The organism is Planotetraspora phitsanulokensis, from assembly GCF_016863295.1.
In the GTDB taxonomy this organism is placed as follows: Bacteria; Actinomycetota; Actinomycetes; order Streptosporangiales; family Streptosporangiaceae; genus Planotetraspora; species Planotetraspora phitsanulokensis.
In genome coordinates this window covers 40,228-61,803 of sequence record NZ_BOOP01000042.1, presented here as the reverse complement: position 1 = coordinate 61,803, position 21,576 = coordinate 40,228, and the positions used below count along the sequence as shown (strand labels likewise).

At 68.6% G+C, this 21,576-nt stretch carries 14 protein-coding genes; 5 read left to right on the top strand and 9 right to left on the bottom strand.

Annotated features, from left to right (window positions below):
• The first annotated feature begins 82 nt into the window (after nt 1-82).
• Both Pph01_RS36440 and Pph01_RS36435 read left to right on the top strand, forming a co-directional pair.
• Nucleotides 83-889 carry an ABC transporter ATP-binding protein gene (locus Pph01_RS36440; RefSeq protein WP_204077788.1) on the top strand — a complete coding sequence of 269 codons (807 nt, stop codon included), beginning with the start codon at nt 83-85 and terminating at the stop codon, nt 887-889.
• Entirely contained in the window at nt 886-3,426 is a 2,541-nt protein-coding gene (locus tag Pph01_RS36435) for an ABC transporter permease (RefSeq protein ID WP_204077787.1), read from the top strand. Before Pph01_RS36440 ends, Pph01_RS36435 begins: the two co-directional genes overlap by 4 nt.
• Nucleotides 3,427-3,508: 82 nt before the next feature.
• Here Pph01_RS36435 and Pph01_RS36430 read toward each other — a convergent pair whose 3' ends face one another.
• The 8 genes from Pph01_RS36430 to metH all read right to left on the bottom strand — a co-directional run bounded on the left by Pph01_RS36430 (nt 3,509) and on the right by metH (nt 14,946).
• The gene (locus tag Pph01_RS36430; protein ID WP_204077786.1) at nt 3,509-4,519 is read right to left on the bottom strand and encodes an ABC transporter ATP-binding protein; all 1,011 of its coding nucleotides are present in this window, start codon (nt 4,517-4,519) and stop codon (nt 3,509-3,511) included.
• A 78-nt stretch (nt 4,520-4,597) separates the two neighbouring features.
• Nucleotides 4,598-5,623 carry an ABC transporter ATP-binding protein gene (locus tag Pph01_RS36425; RefSeq protein ID WP_204077785.1) on the bottom strand — a complete coding sequence of 342 codons (1,026 nt, stop codon included), beginning with the start codon at nt 5,621-5,623 and terminating at the stop codon, nt 4,598-4,600.
• A gap of 64 nt (nt 5,624-5,687) precedes the next feature.
• A complete protein-coding gene (locus Pph01_RS36420) occupies nt 5,688-6,701 on the bottom strand; it encodes an ABC transporter permease (protein ID WP_204077784.1) in 1,014 nt (337 codons plus the stop codon).
• An 89-nt stretch (nt 6,702-6,790) separates the two neighbouring features.
• A complete protein-coding gene (locus tag Pph01_RS36415) occupies nt 6,791-8,563 on the bottom strand; it encodes an ABC transporter substrate-binding protein (protein ID WP_204077783.1) in 1,773 nt (590 codons plus the stop codon).
• A 53-nt stretch (nt 8,564-8,616) separates the two neighbouring features.
• Nucleotides 8,617-9,609: an ABC transporter permease gene (locus Pph01_RS36410; RefSeq protein WP_204077782.1), complete on the bottom strand. Its 993-nt coding sequence runs from the start codon at nt 9,607-9,609 to the stop codon at nt 8,617-8,619.
• Nucleotides 9,610-9,925: 316 nt separating this feature from the next.
• Nucleotides 9,926-10,399, bottom strand: coding sequence for a cellulose synthase (locus Pph01_RS36405; RefSeq protein ID WP_204077781.1), 474 nt, complete (start codon nt 10,397-10,399; stop codon nt 9,926-9,928).
• 271 nt (nt 10,400-10,670) lie between these two features.
• Nucleotides 10,671-11,312, bottom strand: a complete 642-nt coding sequence (locus tag Pph01_RS36400) for an HAD family hydrolase (RefSeq protein WP_239117283.1) — start codon at nt 11,310-11,312, stop codon at nt 10,671-10,673.
• 169 nt (nt 11,313-11,481) lie between these two features.
• Nucleotides 11,482-14,946, bottom strand: a complete 3,465-nt coding sequence (metH, locus tag Pph01_RS36395) for a methionine synthase (RefSeq protein WP_204077780.1) — start codon at nt 14,944-14,946, stop codon at nt 11,482-11,484.
• Nucleotides 14,947-15,129: 183 nt separating this feature from the next.
• Between metH and Pph01_RS36390 the strand changes: the two genes are divergently transcribed.
• Together Pph01_RS36390 and Pph01_RS36385 are read left to right on the top strand one after the other, a co-directional pair.
• Nucleotides 15,130-15,984 (top strand): PAC2 family protein, encoded by an 855-nt coding sequence (locus Pph01_RS36390; protein ID WP_204077779.1) that lies wholly within the window; start codon nt 15,130-15,132, stop codon nt 15,982-15,984.
• A 572-nt stretch (nt 15,985-16,556) separates the two neighbouring features.
• Nucleotides 16,557-18,683 (top strand): prolyl oligopeptidase family serine peptidase, encoded by a 2,127-nt coding sequence (locus Pph01_RS36385; protein WP_275412918.1) that lies wholly within the window; start codon nt 16,557-16,559, stop codon nt 18,681-18,683.
• Between the two features lie 427 nt (nt 18,684-19,110).
• Here the strand turns inward: Pph01_RS36385 and Pph01_RS36380 are convergent, their stop codons facing one another.
• A complete protein-coding gene (locus Pph01_RS36380; protein ID WP_204077777.1) occupies nt 19,111-20,490 on the bottom strand; it encodes a serine hydrolase domain-containing protein in 1,380 nt (459 codons plus the stop codon).
• A 120-nt stretch (nt 20,491-20,610) separates the two neighbouring features.
• Between Pph01_RS36380 and Pph01_RS36375 the strand changes: the two genes are divergently transcribed.
• A complete protein-coding gene (locus tag Pph01_RS36375; RefSeq protein ID WP_204077776.1) occupies nt 20,611-21,363 on the top strand; it encodes a TetR/AcrR family transcriptional regulator in 753 nt (250 codons plus the stop codon).
• Nucleotides 21,364-21,576: the final 213 nt, after the last annotated feature.

Genomic DNA, 21,576 nt, shown 5'->3' with positions numbered 1-21,576 from the left:
CGGGGTTCTCCTGCCGCAGGGGCAGGTCGAGTCGGTCCCGGAGGCCGATCCCCCGGCGCACGGGCGCCCATAGCGTCGAAGCATGACGTTCCCCCTGACGACCTCCGCGTACAGAGACCTCACCGGCCCCGCGCCCACGACCGATGACGAGATCCGGTCCGCAGGCCCGCTGGCCGCACGGGCGGTCGGCGTGACCAAGGTGTACGGCACCGGCGACGCCCGCGTGTCCGCGCTCGACGGAGTGACCCTGGGCATCCCCGGTGGGCGATTCACCGCGATCATGGGTCCGTCCGGATCGGGCAAGTCGACCCTGATGCACTGCCTCGCCGGCCTGGACAGCGTGACCGGCGGCGAGGTGTTCGTCGGCGACGTCGAGCTGACCCGCCTGGACGACAGGCGGCTGACCCGGCTGCGCCGCGACAGGATCGGATTCGTCTTCCAGTCCTTCAACCTGATCCCGACGTTGACCGCACTGGAGAACATCACCCTCCCGATGGACATCGCGGGCGTGCGGCCCGATCAGGCCTGGCTCGACGCGGTGATCGACACGGTGGGGCTGCGCCCCCGGCTGCGGCACCGGCCGTCCGAGTTGTCCGGCGGCCAGCAGCAGCGGGTGGCCTGCGCGCGCGCCCTGGCGAGCAAGCCCGAGATCATCTTCGCCGACGAGCCCACCGGGAACCTCGACTCGCGTTCCGGCGCCGAGGTCCTGTCGTTCCTGCGCAACTCGGTGCGGGAGATGGGCCAGACCGTCGTCATGGTGACCCACGACCCCGTGGCGGCCTCCTACGCCGACCTCGTCGTCTTCCTCGCGGACGGCCGCATCGTCGACCAGCTCGCCGCGCCGACCGCTCAGGGCGTGCTGGAGCGCATGAAGGGCCTGGACCGATGATCCTCCGGCTGACCCTGAAGAACCTCGCCGCGCACAAGCTGCGTCTCGGCCTCACGGCGCTCGCCGTGGTGCTGGGCACGGCGTTCGTGGCCGGAACCCTGATCTTCTCCGGCACGACCGACAAGGCCTTCGACGAGCTGTTCGCCGAGGGCACGCAAACGGTTGACGTGACGGTGCAGGGCACGCGGGCGTTCACGGGCGGAACCGACGACCTCGCCGCGAAGCCGGTTCCGGCCTCCGTCCTCGACCAGGTCCGCCGCGTGGACGGCGTCGCCGAGGCCCGCGGCCAGATCACGGGCTTCGCGGCGATCGTCGGCAGGGACGGGAAGATCGTCGGAGGGAACGGCCCGCCGCAGATGGGGATCGGCTGGCCGTCGTCCCTGTCGGACTACACCCTCGTCAGCGGACGGGGCCCCGCGGCACCCGATGAGGTCGCCCTCGACTCGGTGACCGCCCAGAAGACCGGATACACGACCGGCGACCAGGTGAAGGCCGTCGCGAAGGGCCCGGCAGAGCCGTACGAGGTGGTCGGGGTCTTCAAGGTCGGCGCGAAAGGTCAGACGGGCGGCGTCACCTACGCCGCGTTCGAGCCCTCCACCGCGCAGCGGCTGCTGGCCGAGCCGGGCGCCTTCTCCGGGATCGTGGCCAAGGCGGCGGACGGGGTCTCCCCCGCCGAGCTGGCCGGGCGGGTGAACGCGGTCGTGCCCGCGGGATTCGAGGCGATCACGGCCCAGCAGGCCGCCGACGACGCGGCCGGCGACGTCAAGGAGCTCCTCGGCTTCCTCAGCACGTTCCTGCTCACCTTCGGCGTCATCTCGATCTTCGTGGGCTCGTTCATCATCTTCAACACGTTCTCGATGCTGGTCGCGCAGCGGACCAGGGATCTGGCGCTGCTGCGCGCCGTCGGGGCGTCCCGCCGCCAGGTGACCCTCGCGGTCATGGGCGAGGCGCTCGGGGTGGGACTGCTCGGCTCGATCGCCGGCCTGCTCGCGGGGGCCGGGCTGGCGGTCGGGCTGCGTGGCCTGTTCTCCGCGGTGGGCGCCGACCTGCCGACGACCGGCCTGGTCATCGCGCCGTCGACGGTCGTGTGGACCCTCACGGTCGGCGTCGCCGTCACCCTGGTCGCGGCGTTCTTCCCGGCTCGCCGTGCGGCGAAGACGCCGCCGGTGGCGGCGCTGCGGGACGACGTGGCGCCCCCGGTCCGGTCGTTGCGCGCCCGCGCCGTGGCCGGCGGGCTGTTGGGCGCCGCCGGAGGCGCTCTGCTCGCGACCGGCCTCACGGGCGACGGCGGGGACCCGCTGGCGCTGGTCGGGGCCGGCGCGCTGCTGGTGTTCCTGGCGGTCGCCATGCTGAGCCCGCTGTTCGCGCGGCCGGTCACCCGGCTGCTGGGGGCGCCCCTCGTGCGCCTGTTCGGCACGACGGCCAGGCTCGGCAGCGGGAACGCGCAGCGCAACCCCCGCCGAACCTCCGCCACTGCCGCGGCCCTCATGATCGGCATGGCTCTGATCGCCACGGTGTCGGTGCTCGCGGCCTCGATGACGGCCTCCATCGACAAGTCGCTCGACGGCTCGCTGGGCGCCGACTTCCAGGTGTCGGCCGGCGGCGGCTTCGGGCCGCCCGGGTCGTTCGACCCGTCGGTGGCGGCGGACCTCGCGGCCGTGCCGGGGGTGAAGAGCGCGACGCCGATGACGTACGCCCAGGTCAGACTGGGCGATCAGCAGGTGTTCGCCGCCGTCGGCGACCCCGCCGAGCTGGCCGGGCCGTTCGGGCTCGAGATGGAGTCGGGCACGCTCGCCGCAGGCGCCGACGAGATCCTGGTCGACGCCGGGACGGCCGCCGCGGGCGGCTGGACGACGGGGTCGGCGGTGCGGGCCCAGTACGCCGACGGCGCCTTCGCGACGATCAGGATCGCGGGTGTCTACGCGGACAACCCCATGGCCGGGCCGTACCTTCTGGGAGAGGCCACCCACGCGGCCCACTATCCGGACTCCCGGGTCTCCACCGTCCTCGTCGTCAAGGCCCCCGCCGCCGACGCGGCGGCCGTCCGCAGGGGTCTGGAGTCCTCCCTGGCGGCCTATCCCAACCTGACGCTGCAGGATCGGTCCGACATCAAGGAGCAGGCCCGCGCGAGCGTCGGGCAGCTCCTCACGATGATCACCGCCCTGCTGGTGCTCTCGATCGTGATCGCGATCCTCGGCATCATCAACACGCTCGCCCTGTCGGTGATCGAGCGGACGCGCGAGATCGGGCTGCTCCGGGCGGTCGGGATGGGCAGGCGCCAGCTGCGCCGGATGATCCGCTACGAGTCGGTGCTCATCTCGGTCTTCGGCGCGCTGCTCGGGATCGCCGTCGGAATCGGCTTCGGCTGGGCGGTCCAGCGTGCGCTCGCCGGCCAGGGCATCGATGTCCTCGCCGTGCCCGCCGGCCGGCTCGGCGCCTATCTGGCGGCGGCGGCACTGGTCGGCGTGCTCGCGGCGGTCTGGCCGGCGCGCCGGGCGGCCAGAATGGACGTGCTGCGGGCGATCGCCACGCAGTGACCGGAGATCCGGCGGTACGGCTCCCACGCTCGGGGGGGGCGCGGGAGCCGTACCGCCGGAAGCCCTTCGGGCCGCCGTCCGGTCAGGCGGTGGTGGCCGCGGGCTCCGCGGCCGCCGTGGTGTTCTCCGGGAAGTGGCAGGCGACCTGGTGGCCGGTGGCGACCGTCTCCAGCGGCGGCTCGACCGTCTTGCAGATCTCCTGGGCCTTCCAGCACCGGGTGTGGAACCGGCAGGCGGGCGGCGGGTTGAGCGGGGACGGCACGTCGCCCTGGAGCCGGATGCGCTCCCGCCCGCGCCCCTTGGGGTCGGGGATCGGCACGGCGGACAGCAGCGCGTTCGTGTACGGGTGCATGGGCGACTCGTACAGGCTCTTGCGGTCGGCCAGCTCGACGATCTTGCCGAGGTACATCACCGCGACCCGGTCGCTGATGTGCCGGACCACCGACAGGTCGTGCGCGATCACCACATAGGTCAGGTCGAGCTCGCCCTGCAGGTCCTCCAGGAGGTTGACCACCTGGGCCTGGATCGACACGTCGAGCGCGGAGACCGGCTCGTCCGCGATGATCAGCTTCGGCTTGAGCGCCAGGGTCCTGGCGATGCCGATGCGCTGCCGCTGGCCGCCGGAGAACTCGTGCGGATACCGGTTGTAGTGCTCCGGGTTGAGACCGACCAGCTCCAGGATCTCCTGGACCGCCTTCTTGGTGCCCTGCTCGGTCTTGATCCCCTGGATCCGGAACGGGGCGCCGACGATGGCGCCGACCGTGTGCCGGGGGTTGAGCGAGCTGTAGGGGTCCTGGAAGATCATCTGCACGTCCCGGCGGAGCGGGCGCATCCGGCCCTGGGACATGTGCGTGATGTCGTTGCCCTCGAAGACGATCTTCCCGCCGGTCGGCTCGATGAGCCGGGTGATCAGCCGCCCGGTCGTCGTCTTGCCGCATCCCGACTCGCCCACCAGGCCGAGCGTCTCGCCCTTGACGACGTCGAAGCTGACGCCGTCGACGGCCTTGACCGCCGCCACCTGGCGCTGGAGGAGCCCCTTGGTCACGGGGAAATGCTTCTCCAGCCCCTGGACGGACAGCAGGGGCTCACTCATGGGTCTCTCCTCGCGTGACGACTCGCGCTCCGCTCCGGCGGGACGCCGCGTTCGTCGTGTCTCGCTCACCGCGCCGGCTCATGACGCCTCCAGGCTCGGCTTGATCTCGGTCTCCCAGATGGAGCGCCGCATGTCACGTGGCATGTGGCAGCGCACCAGGTGACCACCCTCGGTCTCCACGAGCTGCGGGACCTCGCTCTTGGCCTTGCCGTCCGTGCGGTCCTCGAAGGTGCAACGCGGATGGAAGGCGCACCCGGCCGGCACGTTGATCAGCGAGGGCGGCGAGCCCTTGATCGGCAGGAGCCGTTCGGTCCGATCGCGGTCGAGCCGGGGCATGGAGCCCAGCAGACCCCAGGTGTAGGGGTGCTCGGGCCGTTCGAAGATGTCCTCGGCGGTGCCGTACTCGATGCACTTGCCGCCGTACATGACCAGAATGTCGTCGGACAGCTCGGCGACCACGCCCAGGTCGTGCGTGATGATGATCAGGGCGGCGTTGAAGTCGCGCTGGAGGTCACGCATCAGGTCGAGGATCTGCGCCTGGACGGTGACGTCGAGGGCCGTGGTCGGCTCGTCGGCGATCAGCAGTTCGGGGTCGCAGCTCAGCGCCATCGCGATCATGGCCCGCTGCCGCATGCCGCCGGAGAACTCGTGCGGGTAGCTGTCCACCCGGCGGTCCGGCTGCGGGATGCCGACCCGGCCCAGCAGGTCGATCGCGTGCTTGCGCGCGACCTTCTTGCTGACGTTGTTGTGGATGCGGTACGCCTCGATGATCTGGGCGCCCACCGTATAGAACGGGTGCATCGCGGACAGCGGATCCTGGAAGATCATCGCCATCTTCTTGCCGCGGAGCGTCCGCACGTGGTCGGCGCTGGCGCTGACCAGCTCCTCGCCGTCCAGCCAGATCTCGCCGCCGAGCTTGGCGCGCCCGCCCTTGTGCAGGCCGAGGATGCCCAGTGAGGTGACGCTCTTGCCGGAGCCGGACTCCCCCACGATGCCGAGGGTCTTGCCGCGGTCGAGCGAGAAGGAGAGCCCGTCCACGGACTTGACCAGGCCGTCGTCGGTCGGGAAGTGGACCTTCAGGTCCTTCAGTTCAAGAAAGCTCACGAGCCCTCCTTCGTCGGCCTCATTCGCGGGCTCCCGTGCTTATTCGTTCGCTCGCTTCGCTCGCTCACACGAGCCTCACCCTCGGGTCGACCACGGCGTACAGGAGGTCGACGACCAGGTTCGCGAAGACCACGAAGAACGCGGCGACGAGCGTCACGCCCATGACCTGGGGAAGGTCCTGATGGCTGATGGCGTCGATGGCGTACTTGCCCATGCCCGGCAGGGAATAGGTGCTCTCGGTGAGCACCGCGCCGCCGAGCAGCAGTCCCAGGTCGAGACCGAAGATCGTAAGGATGGGGGTGAGCGCGCCGCGCAGGCCGTGCTTGGCGACCACGACCCGTTCCGGCAGGCCCTTGGCCCGCGCGGTCCGGATGTAGTCCTCGCCCATCGTCTCCAGCATGCCCGCCCGGGTGAGCCGGGCGTACCCGGCGGCGTACAGGAAGGCGAGCGTGATCCACGGCAACAGCAGGTTGTACGCCCACGTGGCCGGGTTGTCGAGGAAAGGCGTATAGGTGTTGCCCGGTGCCGTGATGTGCAGGCCGTAGCTGAACACCACGAGCGACACGATTCCGGTGAAGAAGATGGGTAGCGACACGCCCGCGAGGGCGATGCCCATCGCCGCCCGGTCGAAGAAGCTGCCGCGTCTCAGCGCGGACAGCACGCCGGTGGCGACTCCGGCGATGACCCAGATCACCGCGGCCCCGATCGCCAGGGAGACCGTGACGGGGAGCCGGTCGAGCAGGTCCGGCCAGACCGGCAGCCGGGTGAGGAAGGAGTACCCGAAGCAGGGCGCCGGGCAGTGCTCGACGCCGGGGCCGTAGTCGTAGTCGGCGCCGGCCACGATGCCCTTGGCGAAGCGCCCGTACTGCACGACGAGCGGATCGTTGAAGCCCAGCTTCTCAGCGGCTACCTTGACCTGCTCCGCCGAGGCGGTACGCCCGACGTAACGGGCGGCGAGATCCTCCGATGTCGCGCCGGCCAGGCGCGGCACCAGGAAGAAGATGGCGAACGTGATGATGCTCACGATGGAGAGCATCACGACCGACCAGATCAGCCGCCGGATGATGTATGTGACCACAGTCCCCCCGGCTCCGGGGGCCGGCTCTCACGAGCCGGCCCCCTTGCCGCGTTCACGCGTAGCGCGGATCTATCGGATGTGCAGGGTTGTTACTTGACGCCCATGCCGAGGTAGTCGTACATGCCGTACGCGTCGTTGACGAAGACGTTCGTCGCGTTCTTGCTGCGCACCAGCAGAGCCTTCGCCCAGACGTTCGGCAGGATGTACGCGTCATCCATGACCTTCTTGTCGATCTGGGTCCAGATGCCGTTGCGGGCGTTGGCGTCGGTCTGCTCCATCGCCTGGTCGATCAGCTTGTCGACCTCGGGGTCGCGGACGCTGACGTTCGAGGAACCGCCGGTGTCACGGATGACACGGCTGTCGACGATCTGCTGGAGGAAGCCGAAGCCGTCGGGCCAGTCCGACTGCCAGCCGTTCATGGCCAGGCCGAGCTTGTTGTCCTTGGCGTAGCCCGGCTTGCCGGCGTACAGGGCGAAGTAGTCGGCCTGCGGGAAGGGCTTCAGGGTCAGCTTGATGCCCACGCGGCCCAGCGACTGCTGGAGCGCCTCGGCGGCCGCCTTCTCCTTCGGACGCTCGGCCCGGTAGGAGATGTTGGTCTCGAAGCCGTTCGGCTGGCCACAGGCGGTCAGCGCCTCCTTGGCCTTGGTGACGTCACCCTTGTTGTCGGCGCCCGGAACCCAGGTGTTGAAGTCCTCGTGGCCGGGGATCGACGGCGGCAGCAGGCTGGTGGCGATCTGACCACCGGCGAACTCGCCGCCCCAGGCGGTCTGCAGCGCCGTCTTGTCGGCCGCGTACTCGACGGCCTTGCGGCACTCGATGTTGTCGAGCGGCGGGACGTTGCCGTTGATCGACGTGTACCAGAGGCGGGTGCCGGTCGGGTTGTCCGTGCCGGCCTTCAGAGCCGGGTCGGGCAGGACGCGGCCGAGGGCGGCCGGCTGCACACCGGTGCCCGCGATGTCGACGTCGAGGTCACCGGCGAGGATCCGGTTGTCGATGTCGTCGGCGTTGACGTTGGTGGCGACGTCGTAACCGTCGGGCAGCGCCTTGCGGTTCGGGTCGGTCGCCGGGTCCCACTGGTCGTTGCGGACGAGCGTGAAGCCCTTGCCGATCTCGTTCTTGTCGAACTTGTACGGCCCGGTGGCGATCACGTGCTCCTTGTACTTCGCGCCGGTGTCCTTGTCCTTGGGGACGGGGATGGTGGCGGGAAGCTGGGCGAAGTAGTCGAAGTTGCTCAGCGGCTGCTTGAGGTGGAAGACGATCGTCTGGTCGTCCGGCGTCTCAATGGCGCTGTCGGTGTTGACGTCCTTCGACTTGTAGGCGCCCTTGTAGTCCTTGGGCCAGTTCAGGAAGTCGTTGAAGTAGGTGTACCCGTCGGGGAACACCTCCTTGTCGAACGACCGCTCGACGCCGTACTTCACGTCCTTGGACGTGACGGGGGTGCCGTCCTCGAACTTGATGCCGGCCTTGAGCTTGTAGGTCCAGGTCTTGGCGTCGTCGCTCGGCGTGCCCAGGCCCTCGGCGAGGTCGGGCGTCAGCTCGTTGCCCTCCTTGCCGGGCGCGGACTTGAACATCACCAGCGAGCGGCCGTAGAGCCGGATGAAGTTCCAGGAGTAGCCGTAGTACGTGTCGCCCGGGTCGAGGGAGTCCCAGTCACCCGCGTTCGCGAACTTGAGGATGCCCCCCTTCTTGTCCGACGGGTTGACCACCGCGGTGAGGGCGCCGTTGAACTCGCCCGTCGCTCCGGCCGCCGTCGCCCCACCGGACGCCGGCGGCGTGCTGCTCGAACCGCCTCCACAGGCGGCGAGGCCGAGAGCGAGGACCGCGCTCAGCGCGGCCACGCCCAGTCTCGTTGTTTTCTGCATCTACGGATCCCTTGATTGGTAGAGCCGGGGAACTTACCGGAAATCGAGAGAATTCATCGAGCCTTCGGATCGAGGGCATCCCTCAGGCCATCGCCGAACAGGTTGAACGCCAGGACGGTGATGAAGATCGCCATGCCGGGGAAGAACATGAAGTGCGGAACCGTGTAGAACCGGACCGCGTCCGACAACATGCCGCCCCACGTGGGGGTGGGCGGCCTGACACCGACGCCGAGGAACGACAGCGCCGCCTCGAAGAGCACGTTCGTCGGGATCAGCAACGTCGCGTAGATCAGGATCGGCGCGACGAGGTTGGGCAACATCTCGCGGAAGATGATGTACGGCCCGCGGGCGCCCAGGCTCCGGGCCGCGTCCACGAACTCCCGCTCACGCAGCGACAACGTCTGCCCGCGGATGATGCGGCCGATGTACGGCCAGTTGAAGAAGCCGATGATGAAGATCAGGAGGGAGACCCGCAGAGTGTCGCCGGTCAGGCCGAACGCGGTGTCCGGGACGACGCCCGCGAGCGCGATGGCGAAGACCAGGATCGGGAAGGCCAGGAAGACGTCCATCGCCTTGCTGATGATCGAGTCGACGATGCCGCCGAAATATCCCGCCGTGACACCGAGCAGCGTGCCGATGGCGACGGACAACAACGTCGCGAGGAAGGCGATCAGCAGCGAGATGCGGGCGCCGTAGACGACGCGGCTGAAGATGTCCCGGCCGTTGACGGGCTCGAGCCCGAAGAGGTGGTCGGCGCTTATGCCCGTACCGCTCTTGGGCACCAGCGTGGCCGGGTCGATGAGATCGGAGTTGAACTGCGTGGGGTCCTGGCCGAAGATTCCGGCGATCACCGGTGCGAAGATCGCCACCAGGATCAGGAAGATCACCACGAAGCCGCCGGCGAGCGCCACCTTGTCGCGTTTGAGGCGCATCCAGGCGATCTGACCGAGCGACCGGCCCTGAATGGCCTTGGCTTCACCCGCCGCGAGTGCGGATTCCGGCGTGGCCTCGAGCTCGGAGCCGGGCACGTCCAGCGGCGCGGTCATAGACCCTCCTTGCGCGGTCCCATGACCAAGGTGCTGACTTCCTTACTGACCTTGCTACGCGCGGCCATGGGTGTCGGGGCCCCCTGGATCGCAGACGACATTGTGCGTGAGGCCCGGTGTGTGGTGCCTCTGGAACGCACAATGTATGCGCTGAGCTGCAGTGACCAGGACTCTGAGGCCGCCTGTTGTTCAACTGTGATTCATGCGAAACTCATTCGTGTTGATCTTGGAAGGATTGTCGGGGTCTCGTTTCAGTTGTGTCGCAGATCCGTGACAGAACGTCGATGGGTGTAACAAGTCCTGACATCTGAGATTTTCAGCTGATCCCACGCCGCTTGAGGATGTCCTCGATGTCGGAGAAATCGTCGGCGGGCGCGGGCTTGGCGCCCCCTTCGACGGGCTGCGGCCCGGCCGGCTTGGCCTGCTTCCGCGGCGCCGCCTTCGTGGCCGCCTCCGGGTCGGCGCCCCCGGCGCGTGCTCGGGACAGGGCCCGGCCCCGCATCCCGCCTGAGACGAAGAAGAGCAGAACCGACACACCGGTGACGGCGACGCCCGCCCAGACCATCGGGGAGAAGACGAGACCCGTGACGAAGCCCACGACGGCGGAGCCGATGTTCCACACCGTCCTGAGGGCTCCGGTGAGGTAGGCCGCCAGGGGAAGCAGCGACCAGGCGGTGGCGCGCAACCCCGCGGCGAGGCCCCTGCGGCGGAAGGCCAGATAGCTCAGCGCGATCCCCACCGCGGTCACCCCGGCGCTGAGTGGCAGCCAGGCGATCTGGTCGAAGGTCATGGCGGTTCCCCTAAGTCACGGCCCGGACATCACGGCACCTTCCATCCTGGCACGCGGCCCGCCGCTCCGCGCGGGGATGATCAACTACACCTCCGCGCGCCCTCACAGCCCTCGGCCGTGATCATGTACACATTCGGCCGCACGCCATCTCGTCAGCACGACCGTGATCATGCGCATCCGGCCGCACACGACGTGACCGGCACGAACACTATTCGTGATCATGCACGGAATCGGGGCGCGCGGCGTCAAGCGGCCCGTACGGCTCCCGCGATCAGAGGATGTGCGACCGCAGCAGATCGACGTTCACGTCCAGGAGCGAGGGCATGACGAGCCGGCCTTCGCCCGGCGCGATCGGGAGCACGCTCGGCACCGCCACGACCCGGCAGCCGGCCGCCGTCGCCGAGGCCACGCCGTTCGGCGAGTCCTCCAGGACGACGCACCGCGCCGGATTCACCGCGAGCAGCGCGGCCGCGGTCAGGTAGGGCTCGGGGTCAGGCTTGGTCCGCGAGACGTCGTCGGCCGTCACGATCACCTCGAAGTGCTCCCGGCCGACGCTCTTCAGGACGGCGTCGGCGATCACCCGGAGCGAGGAGGTGACCAGCGCGGTGCGGATCCCGTGGTCGCCGAGGCTGCGCAGGAGCTCGACGGCCCCCGGCATCAGCACGACCCCCGTGGACAGGCGGCTCTCCATGCCCTCGATCAGCCACTCCCCCACGATGGCCGGATCGACGTCGGTCCGGGTCAGCGCCAGCATGTAGGCGACGGTCCGCTCCCAGGACCCCCCGACCAGCTGCTCCTGGTGTTCCGGCCCCCACGTTCCGCCGAGGCGGCCGACGACCTCCTCCTCGACCTCGAACCAGACCCGCTCGGTGTCGACGAGCAGACCGTCCATGTCGAACAGCACAGCGTCCACAAGACCCCTTCCCCCGGCTGAGCGCCTCCGTCGAGCAAGAGGGGGGACCCAACATGGTAGAGGTCTCCCCGAAGCCCTCCTCACCCCGGGGAGCCGGGAGGAGGACGGCCCGGGCCGGGGTGGCGTCAACACCGCCGCCTCGGCCCGCATTCCGCGTGAGCCCGAAAAGCTAGACGTTGAAGTACTTCGCCTCGGGATGATGGGTGATCAGCGCCGACGTGGCCTGCTCGGGGTGGAGCTGGAACTCCTCCGACAGGGTGACGCCGATGCGCGACGGATCGAGCAGCTCCATGAGCTGAACCTGGTCCTCCAGGTTCGGGCAGGCCGGGTACCCGAAGGAATAGCGGCAGCCCGCGATGTTGACCTTGAGCATGTCGGCGAGGGACTCGTCGCCGCCGATGCCCAACTCAGACCGGACCCTGGCGTGCCAGTACTCCGCGAGGGCCTCGGTGAGCTGCACCGACAGTCCGTGGAGCTCCAGGTAGTCGCGGTAGGCGTCCTTCGCGAACAGCTCCGCGGCCGCCTCGCTGATCCGGCTGCCCATTGTGGCCACCTGGAAGGCGATGAGGTCGACCTCTCCGGAGTCGCGCGACCGGAAGAAGTCCGACAGGCACAGGTGCCGGTCGCGCCGCTGGCGCGGGAAGGTGAACCGGGTCCGCTCGTTCCCCGCCTCGTCGAGGATGATCAGGTTGTCGCCCTCGCTGACGCACGGGAAGTATCCGTACACGACGGCGGCCTCGAGCAGGTTCTCCGTCTGCAGCCGGTCGAGCCACATGCGGAGCCTCGGCCGGCCCTCGGTCTCCACGAGCTCCTCGTAGGAGGCCCCGTCGTCGCCGCGGGCCCCCTTGAGCCCCCACTGGCCCATGAACGTGGCCCGCTCGTCGAGGAAGGCCGCGTATTCGGCAAGCGGGATGCCCTTGACCACCCGGTCGCCGAAGAACGGCGGCGTCGGCACGGGGTTGTCGGCCGCGACGTCGGAGCGGGACGGCAGGTCCTCGACGGCGGTCCGTTGCAGGACCGCGCCGGTCTTCACCCGGCGCTCGCGCAGCGCGGGCAGCTGCGCCCCCTCCTCGCCGCGCTTGACCGCCATGAAGGCGTCCATCAGCCGCAGCCCCTCGAACGCGTCCCTGGCGTACCTGACCTCGCCCTGATAGAGATCGGCGAGGTCCTGTTCCACGTACGCCCTGGTCAGGGCGGCTCCACCCAGGAGAACCGGATACTTGTCCGCGATGCCCCGGGAGTTCATCTCCTCGAGGTTCTCCTTCATGATGACCGTCGATTTCACGAGAAGTCCGGACATGCCGATCACGTCGGCCTTCTCGTCGTCGGCGGCCTCGAGGATGGCCGACACCGGCTGCTTGATGCCGAGGTTCACGACCTCGTAGCCGTTGTTGGACAAGATGATGTCCACCAGGTTCTTGCCGATGTCGTGCACGTCGCCCTTGACCGTGGCGAGCACGATCCGGCCCTTGGTGGCGCCGTCGATGCGGTCCATATACGGCTCGAGCTGGGCCACCGCGGTCTTCATGACCTCGGCGGACTGGAGGACGAACGGCAGCTGCATCTGGCCGGAGCCGAACAGCTCGCCCACAGTCTTCATGCCGTCGAGCAGCACGTCGTTGATGATCTCCAGGGCCGGCCGCTGAGTCAGCGCCTCGTCGAGGTCGCCCTCCAGCCCCTTCTTCTCCCCGTCGATGATGCGCCGCTTGAGCCGCTCCCACAGGGGCAGCCCGAGGAGCTCCGCCGCCTTGTCGGCCTTCATGGCGGCCGCGTCCACCCCTTCGAACAGCTCCATGAACCGCTGCAGGGGGTCGTAGCCCTCCCGGCGGCGGTCGTAGACCAGGTCGAGCGCCACCTGGCGGTGTTCGTCGGGGATCCGCGCCATCGGGAGGATCTTGGAGGCGTGCACGATGGCCGAGTCGAGCCCGGCGTTGACGCACTCGTTGAGGAAGACCGAGTTGAGCACGATCCGCGCGGCCGGGTTGAGGCCGAAGGACACGTTCGAGAGGCCGAGCGTCGTCTGGACCGTCGGATAACGCCGCTTGAGCTCGCGGATCGCCTCGATGGTCTCGATGCCGTCGCGGCGGGTCTCCTCCTGGCCCGTGGCGATGGGGAAGGTGAGGCAGTCGACGATGATGTCCTCGACCTTCGTCCCCCAGTTCGTGGTCAGGTCCTCGATGATCCGGGTGGCGACGCGGACCTTCCACTCGGCGGTGCGGGCCTGGCCCTCCTCGTCGATGGTCAGCGCGACCACGGCGGCGCCGTGCTCCTTGACCAGCCGCATCACCTTGGTGAAGCGGGAGTCGGGGCCGTCGCCGTCTTCGTAGTTGACCGAGTTGACGACCGCGCGGCCGCCGAGCATCTCCAGGCCGGCCTCGATGACCGCGGGCTCGGTCGAGTCGATCACGATCGGCAGCGTCGAGGCGGTGGCGAAGCGGAACGCCAGCTCCTTCATGTCCGTCACGCCGTCGCGGCCGACGTAGTCGACGCACAGGTCGAGCATGTGGGCGCCGTCGCGGGCCTGCGCCCTGGCGATCTCCACGCACTCCTCGTAGTTCCCGGCGAGCATCGCCTCACGGAACGCCTTGGAGCCGTTGGCGTTGGTCCGCTCGCCGATCGCGAGGTAGGAGGTGTCCTGGCGGAAGGGGACGTGCTGGTAGAGCGAGGCCGCTCCCGCCTCCGGGCGGGGCCGCCGCACGGCGCGGGCCTTGCCGGCGTTGCGCTCGACGACCTTGCGCAGGTGCTCGGGCGTCGTGCCGCAGCACCCGCCGATCAGTGCGAGGCCGTAGTCGCGGGTGAAGCCCTCGTGCGCGTCGGCGAGCTCGTCGGGCGTGAGGGGGTAGTAGGCCCCGTCGGAGGTGAGCTGGGGAAGGCCCGCGTTCGGCATGCACGACAGCGGCAGGCGGGCGTGCTTGGCCAGGTAGCGCAGGTGCTCGCTCATCTCGGCCGGCCCGGTGGCGCAGTTGAGGCCGATCAGGTCGACGCCCAGCGGCTCGATGACGGTCAGCGCCGCGCCGATCTCGGAGCCCAGCAACATCGCGCCGTTGGTCTCGATGGTGACCTGCGTGATGATCGGCACATCCCGCCCCGAGTCCGCGACGGCCCGCTTCGCACCGACGACGGCGGCCTTGACCTGCAGCAGGTCTTGGCACGTCTCGATGATCAGCGCGTCCGCCCCGCCCGCGATCAGGCCGGCGGCGTTATCGGCGTAGGCGTCGCGGAGGGTCATGTACGGCAGGTGGCCGAGGGTGGGGAGCTTGGTGCCCGGCCCCATGGAGCCGAGGACGAACCGGGGGTGGTCGGCCGTCGACCACGTGTCTGCCTGCTCCCTGGCCAGGCGCGCGCCCGCCTCGGAGAGCTCGAAGATCCGGTCGGCTATGCCGTACTCGCCCAGGGCCGCCTGGTTGGCGTTGAACGTGTTGGTCTCGACGCAGTCGACGCCCACCGCGAGATACGCGTCGTGCACGGCCTTGACGATGTCGGGACGGCTCACGTTGAGCACGTCGTTGCAGCCCTCGTGGCCCTGGAAGTCGTCCAAGGTGGGGTCGTAGGACTGCAGCATCGTCCCCATCGCCCCGTCGGCGACCAAGACTCGCTCGGACAGCGCTTCGCGGAAGGAGGGTCTGCTGGTCATGCGTCAAAGCCTATCGGCTGGGTGTCACGACATATTCCACATGATCTCCCTTGGAGGCCTCGTGTCCCCTGTGTTTCCGGGCACAACGAAGGCCCGGTGATGTTCGTGGGTGACGCCCGGGTACCCTCACCGAATAGTCTTGGGTTGAACGATAAATCAGTGGCCCAGTTAGGGAGGCGGCGCGTGATCGAGTTCGAAGGGCTCCCTGAGCTCGTCGACCCGGTGCTCATCGCCGCGTTCGAGGGGTGGAACGACGCAGGTGAGGCCTCCAGCGGCGTCATCGCACACCTCGAGACGATGTGGAAGGCGATCCCGCTCGTCGAGCTGGACCCGGAGGATTACTACGACTTCCAGGTGACCCGGCCGATGGTGGAGCTCGGCGAGGGTCTCACCCGGTCGATCATCTGGCCGACCACCCGTCTGCTGCTCGCCCGCCCGCCGGGCGCCAAGCGCGACGTGGTGCTCCTGCGCGGCATCGAGCCCAACATGCGCTGGCGGTCGTTCTGCGCCGAGATCGTCGGGCTCTGCCACGATCTGGGCGTCGACTTCGCGATCCTGCTCGGCGCGCTGCTCAACGACTCGCCGCACACCCGTCCGGTCCCGGTCGCCGGGTCCGTGAGCGATCCCGGTCTCGCCCGGGCGCTCAACCTCGAGCTGACCAAGTACGAAGGGCCCACCGGTATCGTCGGAGTGCTCCAGCACTCGCTCGGCTCCGCGGGGCTGCAGGCCATGTCGCTGTGGGCGTCGATCCCCCACTACGTGGCCCAGCCGCCCAACCCGAAGGCCACGCTGGCGCTGCTGCGCCGGATCGAGGACATGCTCGACATCCCCATGCCGTACGGCGATCTGGCCGAGGAGGCCCGCGCCTGGGAGCACGGGGTCGACGAGCTGGCGTCCCAGGATTCCGAGGTCGCGGAGTACGTCAAGGAGCTCGAGGAGCGCAAGGACGCGGCCGAGCTGCCCGAGGCGAGCGGCGACGCCATCGCGGCCGAGTTCGAGCGGTACCTGCGACGCCGGGACCGCGGCACCGACGGCTAGGGAGTGTCCCGTGGATGTCGCTCGGGTACGCGCGATCTCTTGAGATCTTGCCGGCCTGCTTGCGATGTTCGCGGGCAGCCCCAGCGGCAGGGGACCACGTGGCGTCTTGAGGCTCGCCCGGCCGATGCCCTGGGATCTATCTCGAAAGGCGCCGAATTACTTCTGCGCGAGATTGATCTGCACACGGCATACCAGGACGCCTTCTCCTCTTGCACGAAATTTAACAGGAAGAATTGCCGATATGGCCGGGCCGGTTCTCCGCCGCACGTGCCGATGATCCAGGAGGTTCGGCGCTCACCGTCGAGAATGACGCCTCTGTTTATCGATCGCAGCCGAGGGGACATTGCTCTCGTAATCGCCCATTCCGGGCGAATCGGCGCATTCGGGAGGCCGACATGTATGGACACCTACCGTATCGCGATTCCGGTCCGGCTCCCCGCATCGGGGGCGTGCGCGGCTGGCAGGCCGACATTCTTCGCGGCCAGTCGTAACTGAATGAGCCGGGGTACTGCGGTCCGCATGGGCCGCAGTACCTCGACCTATGTCAGACGGGCGATGCATTGGGGGCGTTCGTGGCGCGATTGTCTTACCCTGCCGCTCGGCGCAGCGATGTGGTGGAGGATCTGTTCGGGTTCCCGGTCTCCGATCCCTACCGGTGGTTGGAAGACGGCGATGATGCGTGCGTGCAGGACTGGGCGGCGGCCCAGGATCGTCTCTTCCAGACGCATCGCACCGGATGGCACGAGAAGCAATCGTGGGCGTCCTTGGTGGATCAGGTGTCCTCCTTCGGCGTCTCGGAGCCTCCGATGGCGCGGGGTTCGGTCATGTTCCTCGCCGAGCAGCTCCGCGGGGACGAGCAACAGCGCCTGCTCGTCGTCGACGCCGAGGGAAACAGGCGGGTGCTGGTCGATCCGGTGGAGATCGATCCGTCCGGCCATACCGGGTTGTACGCCTGGTGGCCATCGCGCGAGGGCGAGCGTGTGGCCGTCCAAATGGAGGTCGCCGAGCAGCCCGGCAGCGACATCATGGTGCTGGACGTGCGTACCGGCGAGGTGGTGGACGGGCCGTTGCCACGCGCCCGCAACACCTCGCTCGCCTGGCTGCCGGGAGGAGACGCGTTCTACTACGTCAGCCGTGTTCCCGATGAGGAACTGGCCCCCGGCGACCTGCGCTTGCACCGGCGGGTGAGGTTGCATCGGATCGGTTCGCCCTGGCAGGCCGACACGGTGGTGTTCGGCGGCGACGATGCCCCGGACCACTATTACGGGCTCACGGTCAGCGCCGACGGACGTCATCTGGCGATCACTGCGACGTCCGGGCCCGCCTCACACAACGACGTGTACGTGGCGGAGCTCGTCGACCCGGAAGCCCCGCAGTTCGTCAAGATCGTGGACGGGCCCGCCATACGCGCCCGTACTCTCCCACGCTTCCTCGCGGACGGCGATCTGCTGCTGGTCACCGACTACCAGGCCCCGTGCGGCCGCATCTGTACGGCGCACCGGCACGACACCGACCCGGCTGCATGGCGCACGCTCGTCGCCGAAGATCCCGAAGCTCCCTTGGACGAGTGCCTGGTCCTGGACGACCCGGCACTTGCGCAGCCCCTCCTTCTGGTGGCACGCACCCGCCACGGCAGCTCCGCCCTGACACTGCACGACCTGGCCAGTGGCCGAATGCTCGGCGAACTGCCCCTTCCCGGCGCGGGCGTCGTGTCATCCCTGCGCACGACCATCCCGCACGGACGTCACGCATGGTTCAGCTACTGCGACGCGACCACGCCCCCCACCATCTACCGCTATGACGCCACGAGCGGAAAGACGGAGCAGGAAGCCGGCGCCACAACAGCCGGGCATACTCCAGAAATCCGCAGTCGCAGCGTTCGCTATCGTGCCGGCGACGGTACCGAGATCACGCTGTTCCTTTTCACCCCGGCTGAAGAGGATCAGGGCCCCCGGCCCACCCTCCTGTACGGCTACGGCAGCTTCGGCATGCCGATGCGCCCATGGTTCTCCCCCATGGCAGCGGCATGGGTCGGCGCGGGCGGCACCTACGCGGTCGCCTGTGTACGGGGAGGCGGCGAAGAAGGCCAACGCTGGCACGACGCCGGCCGCGGACCACACAAACACCGCGCGGTGAGCGACTTCAACGACGCCGCGACCTGGCTCATCGACACCGGCCGAACCACCCGCGACCAACTGGCGATCCATGGACAATCGGGCGGCGGACTACTGGTCACCGCCGCCGCAACACAGCGACCGGACCTGTACGCCGCGGTCATCGCCGAAGGCCCCCTCTGTGACATGGTGCGCTACGAACACTTCGGCCTGGGATGCACATGGACCGACGAATTCGGCACCGCCTCCCAATCCGAACAACTCCAATGGCTGCTCTCCTACTCGCCTTACCACAACGTCACGCCCGGAGCTCCTTATCCCGCCTTTCTTTTTGCCGGCGCGGAAACCGATCTGCAGACCGGAGAGGCCCACGTCACCAAAATGTGCGCGGCCCTTCAACATGCCACCAGCAGCGACCGGCCGATTCTCATGCGCCGAGAACCCGACACCGCCCACGCCGCCTTTCCCGCGAGTAAAGAACGCGCCCTGGCGGCGGACATCCTGGCCTTCGCCGGAAAATACACCGGTCTATCACTGGAAACGACAACCACGCGTATTCACGAGACCGCCGCGGAAGCACACTGAGCCTGGATCCACGGTTTGATCTCGGCTGATCGTTTCTGGGTCCGATTCCTGTACGAGAGCGTTTCCGCCGTTCGGCCGCGGGGTGGAGGGCGTGACGGACCCGCCGCGCGCGGGTCGCGGCCTGTCCACGTGATCATCGGGTCAAGGGTGAGGATGCACGCCCGGAGGCGCTGGTGACCGGCAAGGCCGTCGAGGTGCAGTGACCGAGGTTCGGGCGGGTCAGGCCAGGCAACCGGTGGCTCACGGTGGATCGCGGTGGATCCAGGCTCAGAGAACTACAGAGGCCGGTTCCGATGATCGGAACCGGCCTCGACCTGCGGCTCGCGCGCGCGAACGGCACGTCAGTCGGGTGTGAGTGGCTGGTCGCCGGGTCGCACCCGCCGGACAGTGCCAGGCGGGTACGGCCCGGCACCGACCGCGACCGCTGCTATTCGGAGGCCGCCGGGGCGCGCTTGAACAACCGGCCGGCGAGTCCTCCTCCGACGACCGTGCCGTCGTCGCGGGTGAAGAAGCCGCGCTGACCTTTCAGACCGCCCTCGGTGACGATGTATTCGTCGCCGGCCAGCAGGCCGAGATCGGCCGGCGGGAGATCCGGGGGAAGTTCGGTGTCCGTGGCCGCGCGGATTTCCGGTTTGATCCTGCATTCGATCGTCAATCCGGTCCCATTCGTGGCGATGATGAGCGTCATCAAGTCGTTGTCGTAGCTTCCGACAACCTCCCGGGCCCGGGCCTCGTCAAAGGGAAGCGGCTCCGGGTCCCGCTCGACCACCCCCAGGTAGTGCTCGAGCGCCCAGCGGACGACGGCCTGGTTGAAGGCGAGGCCTCCGTCTGGGCCCGCGTTGGACAGCGCGACGACGGCGAAGTCCCGTTCGGGCACGATGAGAAGCTCGGCGAACTGGCCGTTGGCCGATCCGCCGTGCCCGACGGTGCGAACGCCGTCCACGTCGCGCAGGAACCAGCAGATGCCGAAGGCGTCGCCGAGCGTGCTGCCCCGCAGTTCGACCGTCTGCTCCTTCATCTGCTGCAGCACCTCGGCGGGCAGCACCTGGGCACCGTCCTCCGCGCGACCGTCACCGAGATGGAACCGGGCCCATCGAAGCTGGTCCACCACCGAGGACGCGCCGCCACCGCCGGGGTTGTTGGCGCGGGTGTCCTTCCATTGCCGGGCGACGGCCGGCGTTCCGTCCTCGCCGAGGTTGTGCCCCACCGCGAACCGCCGGGTCATGACGTCGTTGGTTGCGAAGGAACTGTGCGACAGCCCCAGCGGCTCAAACAGGAGCGAGGCGACGGCCTGCTCATAGGTCAGACCCGTGACCTTTTCGATGATCCTCCCGGCGAGGTTGTACCCCACCTGGCTGTAGGAGGCCCGGGCACCGGGCGGCGCGATGAGCTCCGACTCAGCCATCTGCGCCACATACGCGGCCAGGGCGTCGTCCCCCTCGCCGGTCTCGGCGCTCATCCTCCAGTCCAGCCCCGCGGTGTGGTTGAGCAGTTGCAACACGGTGATCTCCGCCGCGGCCCGCTCGTCCGGCAGCACGAGCTCCGGGACATACCGGCTGACCGGCGCGTCCAGTTCGACCCGCCCCTCGGCGACCAGGCGCATCAGCGCGGTCGCGGTGAAGGACTTCGTGACCGAGCCCAGCACGAACATTGTGTCGGCGTCGACGGGCAGCGGGTTCTCGACGCTCGTCACGCCGTGACATGCGTACAACTCCCGCCCGCCCACCCACACCCCGACGGCGACGCCGGGAACACCGAACTTGGTGGCCGTCGTGTCGACGAACTGCGCCAGCGTGTTCTGTGACATCTCATCTCCGTTCAGCGACTTGCACTGCGTTCAAGTAGGACGCTAGTTCATACTTGAACGCTGTGCAAGTGGCTTCTTGAACATTGTGCAAAAACGAGTCGGGTGGCATATGGTGGGCGGATGCCGCGTGACACGCTGACCCGCGAACAGATCGTCAAGGCAGCCATCGACCTGCTGGACGACGAAGGCCTGGAAGGCCTGAACATGCGCGCGCTGGGCAAGCGGCTGGGCTCTGCGGCCACCGCCGTCTATTGGCACGTGGGCAGCAAGGACAACCTCATCACCCTCGCCGGCGACGAGGTATGGCACCAGATCGCGCTACCCGACCTGGCCACGATGGACTGGCGGACAGCCGCCACGCAGATGGCCACCGACCTGCACGCGATGCTCACCCGCCACTCCTGGCTGGTGCAGGCCTTCGGCTCGTACATGATCTTCGGCCCCGGCAAGGCCCGCCACGACGACCACGGCTACGCCGTCTACGAGGCGGCCGGATTCACCGGTGCGCAGGCCGATCAGGCGGCAGCCACCGTCTTCACCTTTGTACTCGGCAACGCCCTCGTCCCGGCCGCAGCCGCCTCGTTCACCAAGAAGCTCGGCCGCGACGGCGGCAACGCCGAGGCGCTGATGCACGAAAGCATGGCAAAGGCTCACGAGATCGCGGCGCAGTTCCCACGGCTGCGCGCCCGCCTCGACACAGCCGCCACCGACTACGCCGCGACCCCCGACAACACCTTCCAGTTCGGCCTCCAAGCCATCCTCGACGGCCTCGAAGCCCAACTCGGCGCCCACAGCACACCAAGCGACCTGGCAAGCCCGTCCGCAGCAGGCGGCGATGCATCCGCCGAACATGCGCGGATTGGCGACGTCTGACGTGCGCCTGCCCCTGCGTCTCGGACCGCGTTCGGGTACGCCTTCCGGGTGGAGCCCAGGGGATTCGAACCCCTGACTTCCTGCTTGCCAAGGGGAGCCAGTCACCACGTCGGCCGGCCTGCTCTGCCGTGACGACCTCGAGCGCGACGCCACAGGAAGAGGCAACTCCCTGCGGATCACGACCGATCGGGTGCGGTTCAGGTCCCTGACGAC

Coding starts and splice junctions, on each gene's coding strand:
- Pph01_RS36410 (WP_204077782.1), bottom strand. CDS start 9,609: ATGACCGCGCCGCTGGACGTGCCCGGCTCCGAGCTCGAGGCCACGCCG.
- Pph01_RS36415 (WP_204077783.1), bottom strand. CDS start 8,563: ATGCAGAAAACAACGAGACTGGGCGTGGCCGCGCTGAGCGCGGTCCTC.
- Pph01_RS36430 (WP_204077786.1), bottom strand. CDS start 4,519: ATGAGTGAGCCCCTGCTGTCCGTCCAGGGGCTGGAGAAGCATTTCCCC.
- Pph01_RS36440 (WP_204077788.1), top strand. CDS start 83: ATGACGTTCCCCCTGACGACCTCCGCGTACAGAGACCTCACCGGCCCC.
- Pph01_RS36375 (WP_204077776.1), top strand. CDS start 20,611: ATGCCGCGTGACACGCTGACCCGCGAACAGATCGTCAAGGCAGCCATC.
- Pph01_RS36405 (WP_204077781.1), bottom strand. CDS start 10,399: ATGACCTTCGACCAGATCGCCTGGCTGCCACTCAGCGCCGGGGTGACC.
- Pph01_RS36435 (WP_204077787.1), top strand. CDS start 886: ATGATCCTCCGGCTGACCCTGAAGAACCTCGCCGCGCACAAGCTGCGT.
- Pph01_RS36380 (WP_204077777.1), bottom strand. CDS start 20,490: ATGTCACAGAACACGCTGGCGCAGTTCGTCGACACGACGGCCACCAAG.
- metH (WP_204077780.1), bottom strand. CDS start 14,946: ATGACCAGCAGACCCTCCTTCCGCGAAGCGCTGTCCGAGCGAGTCTTG.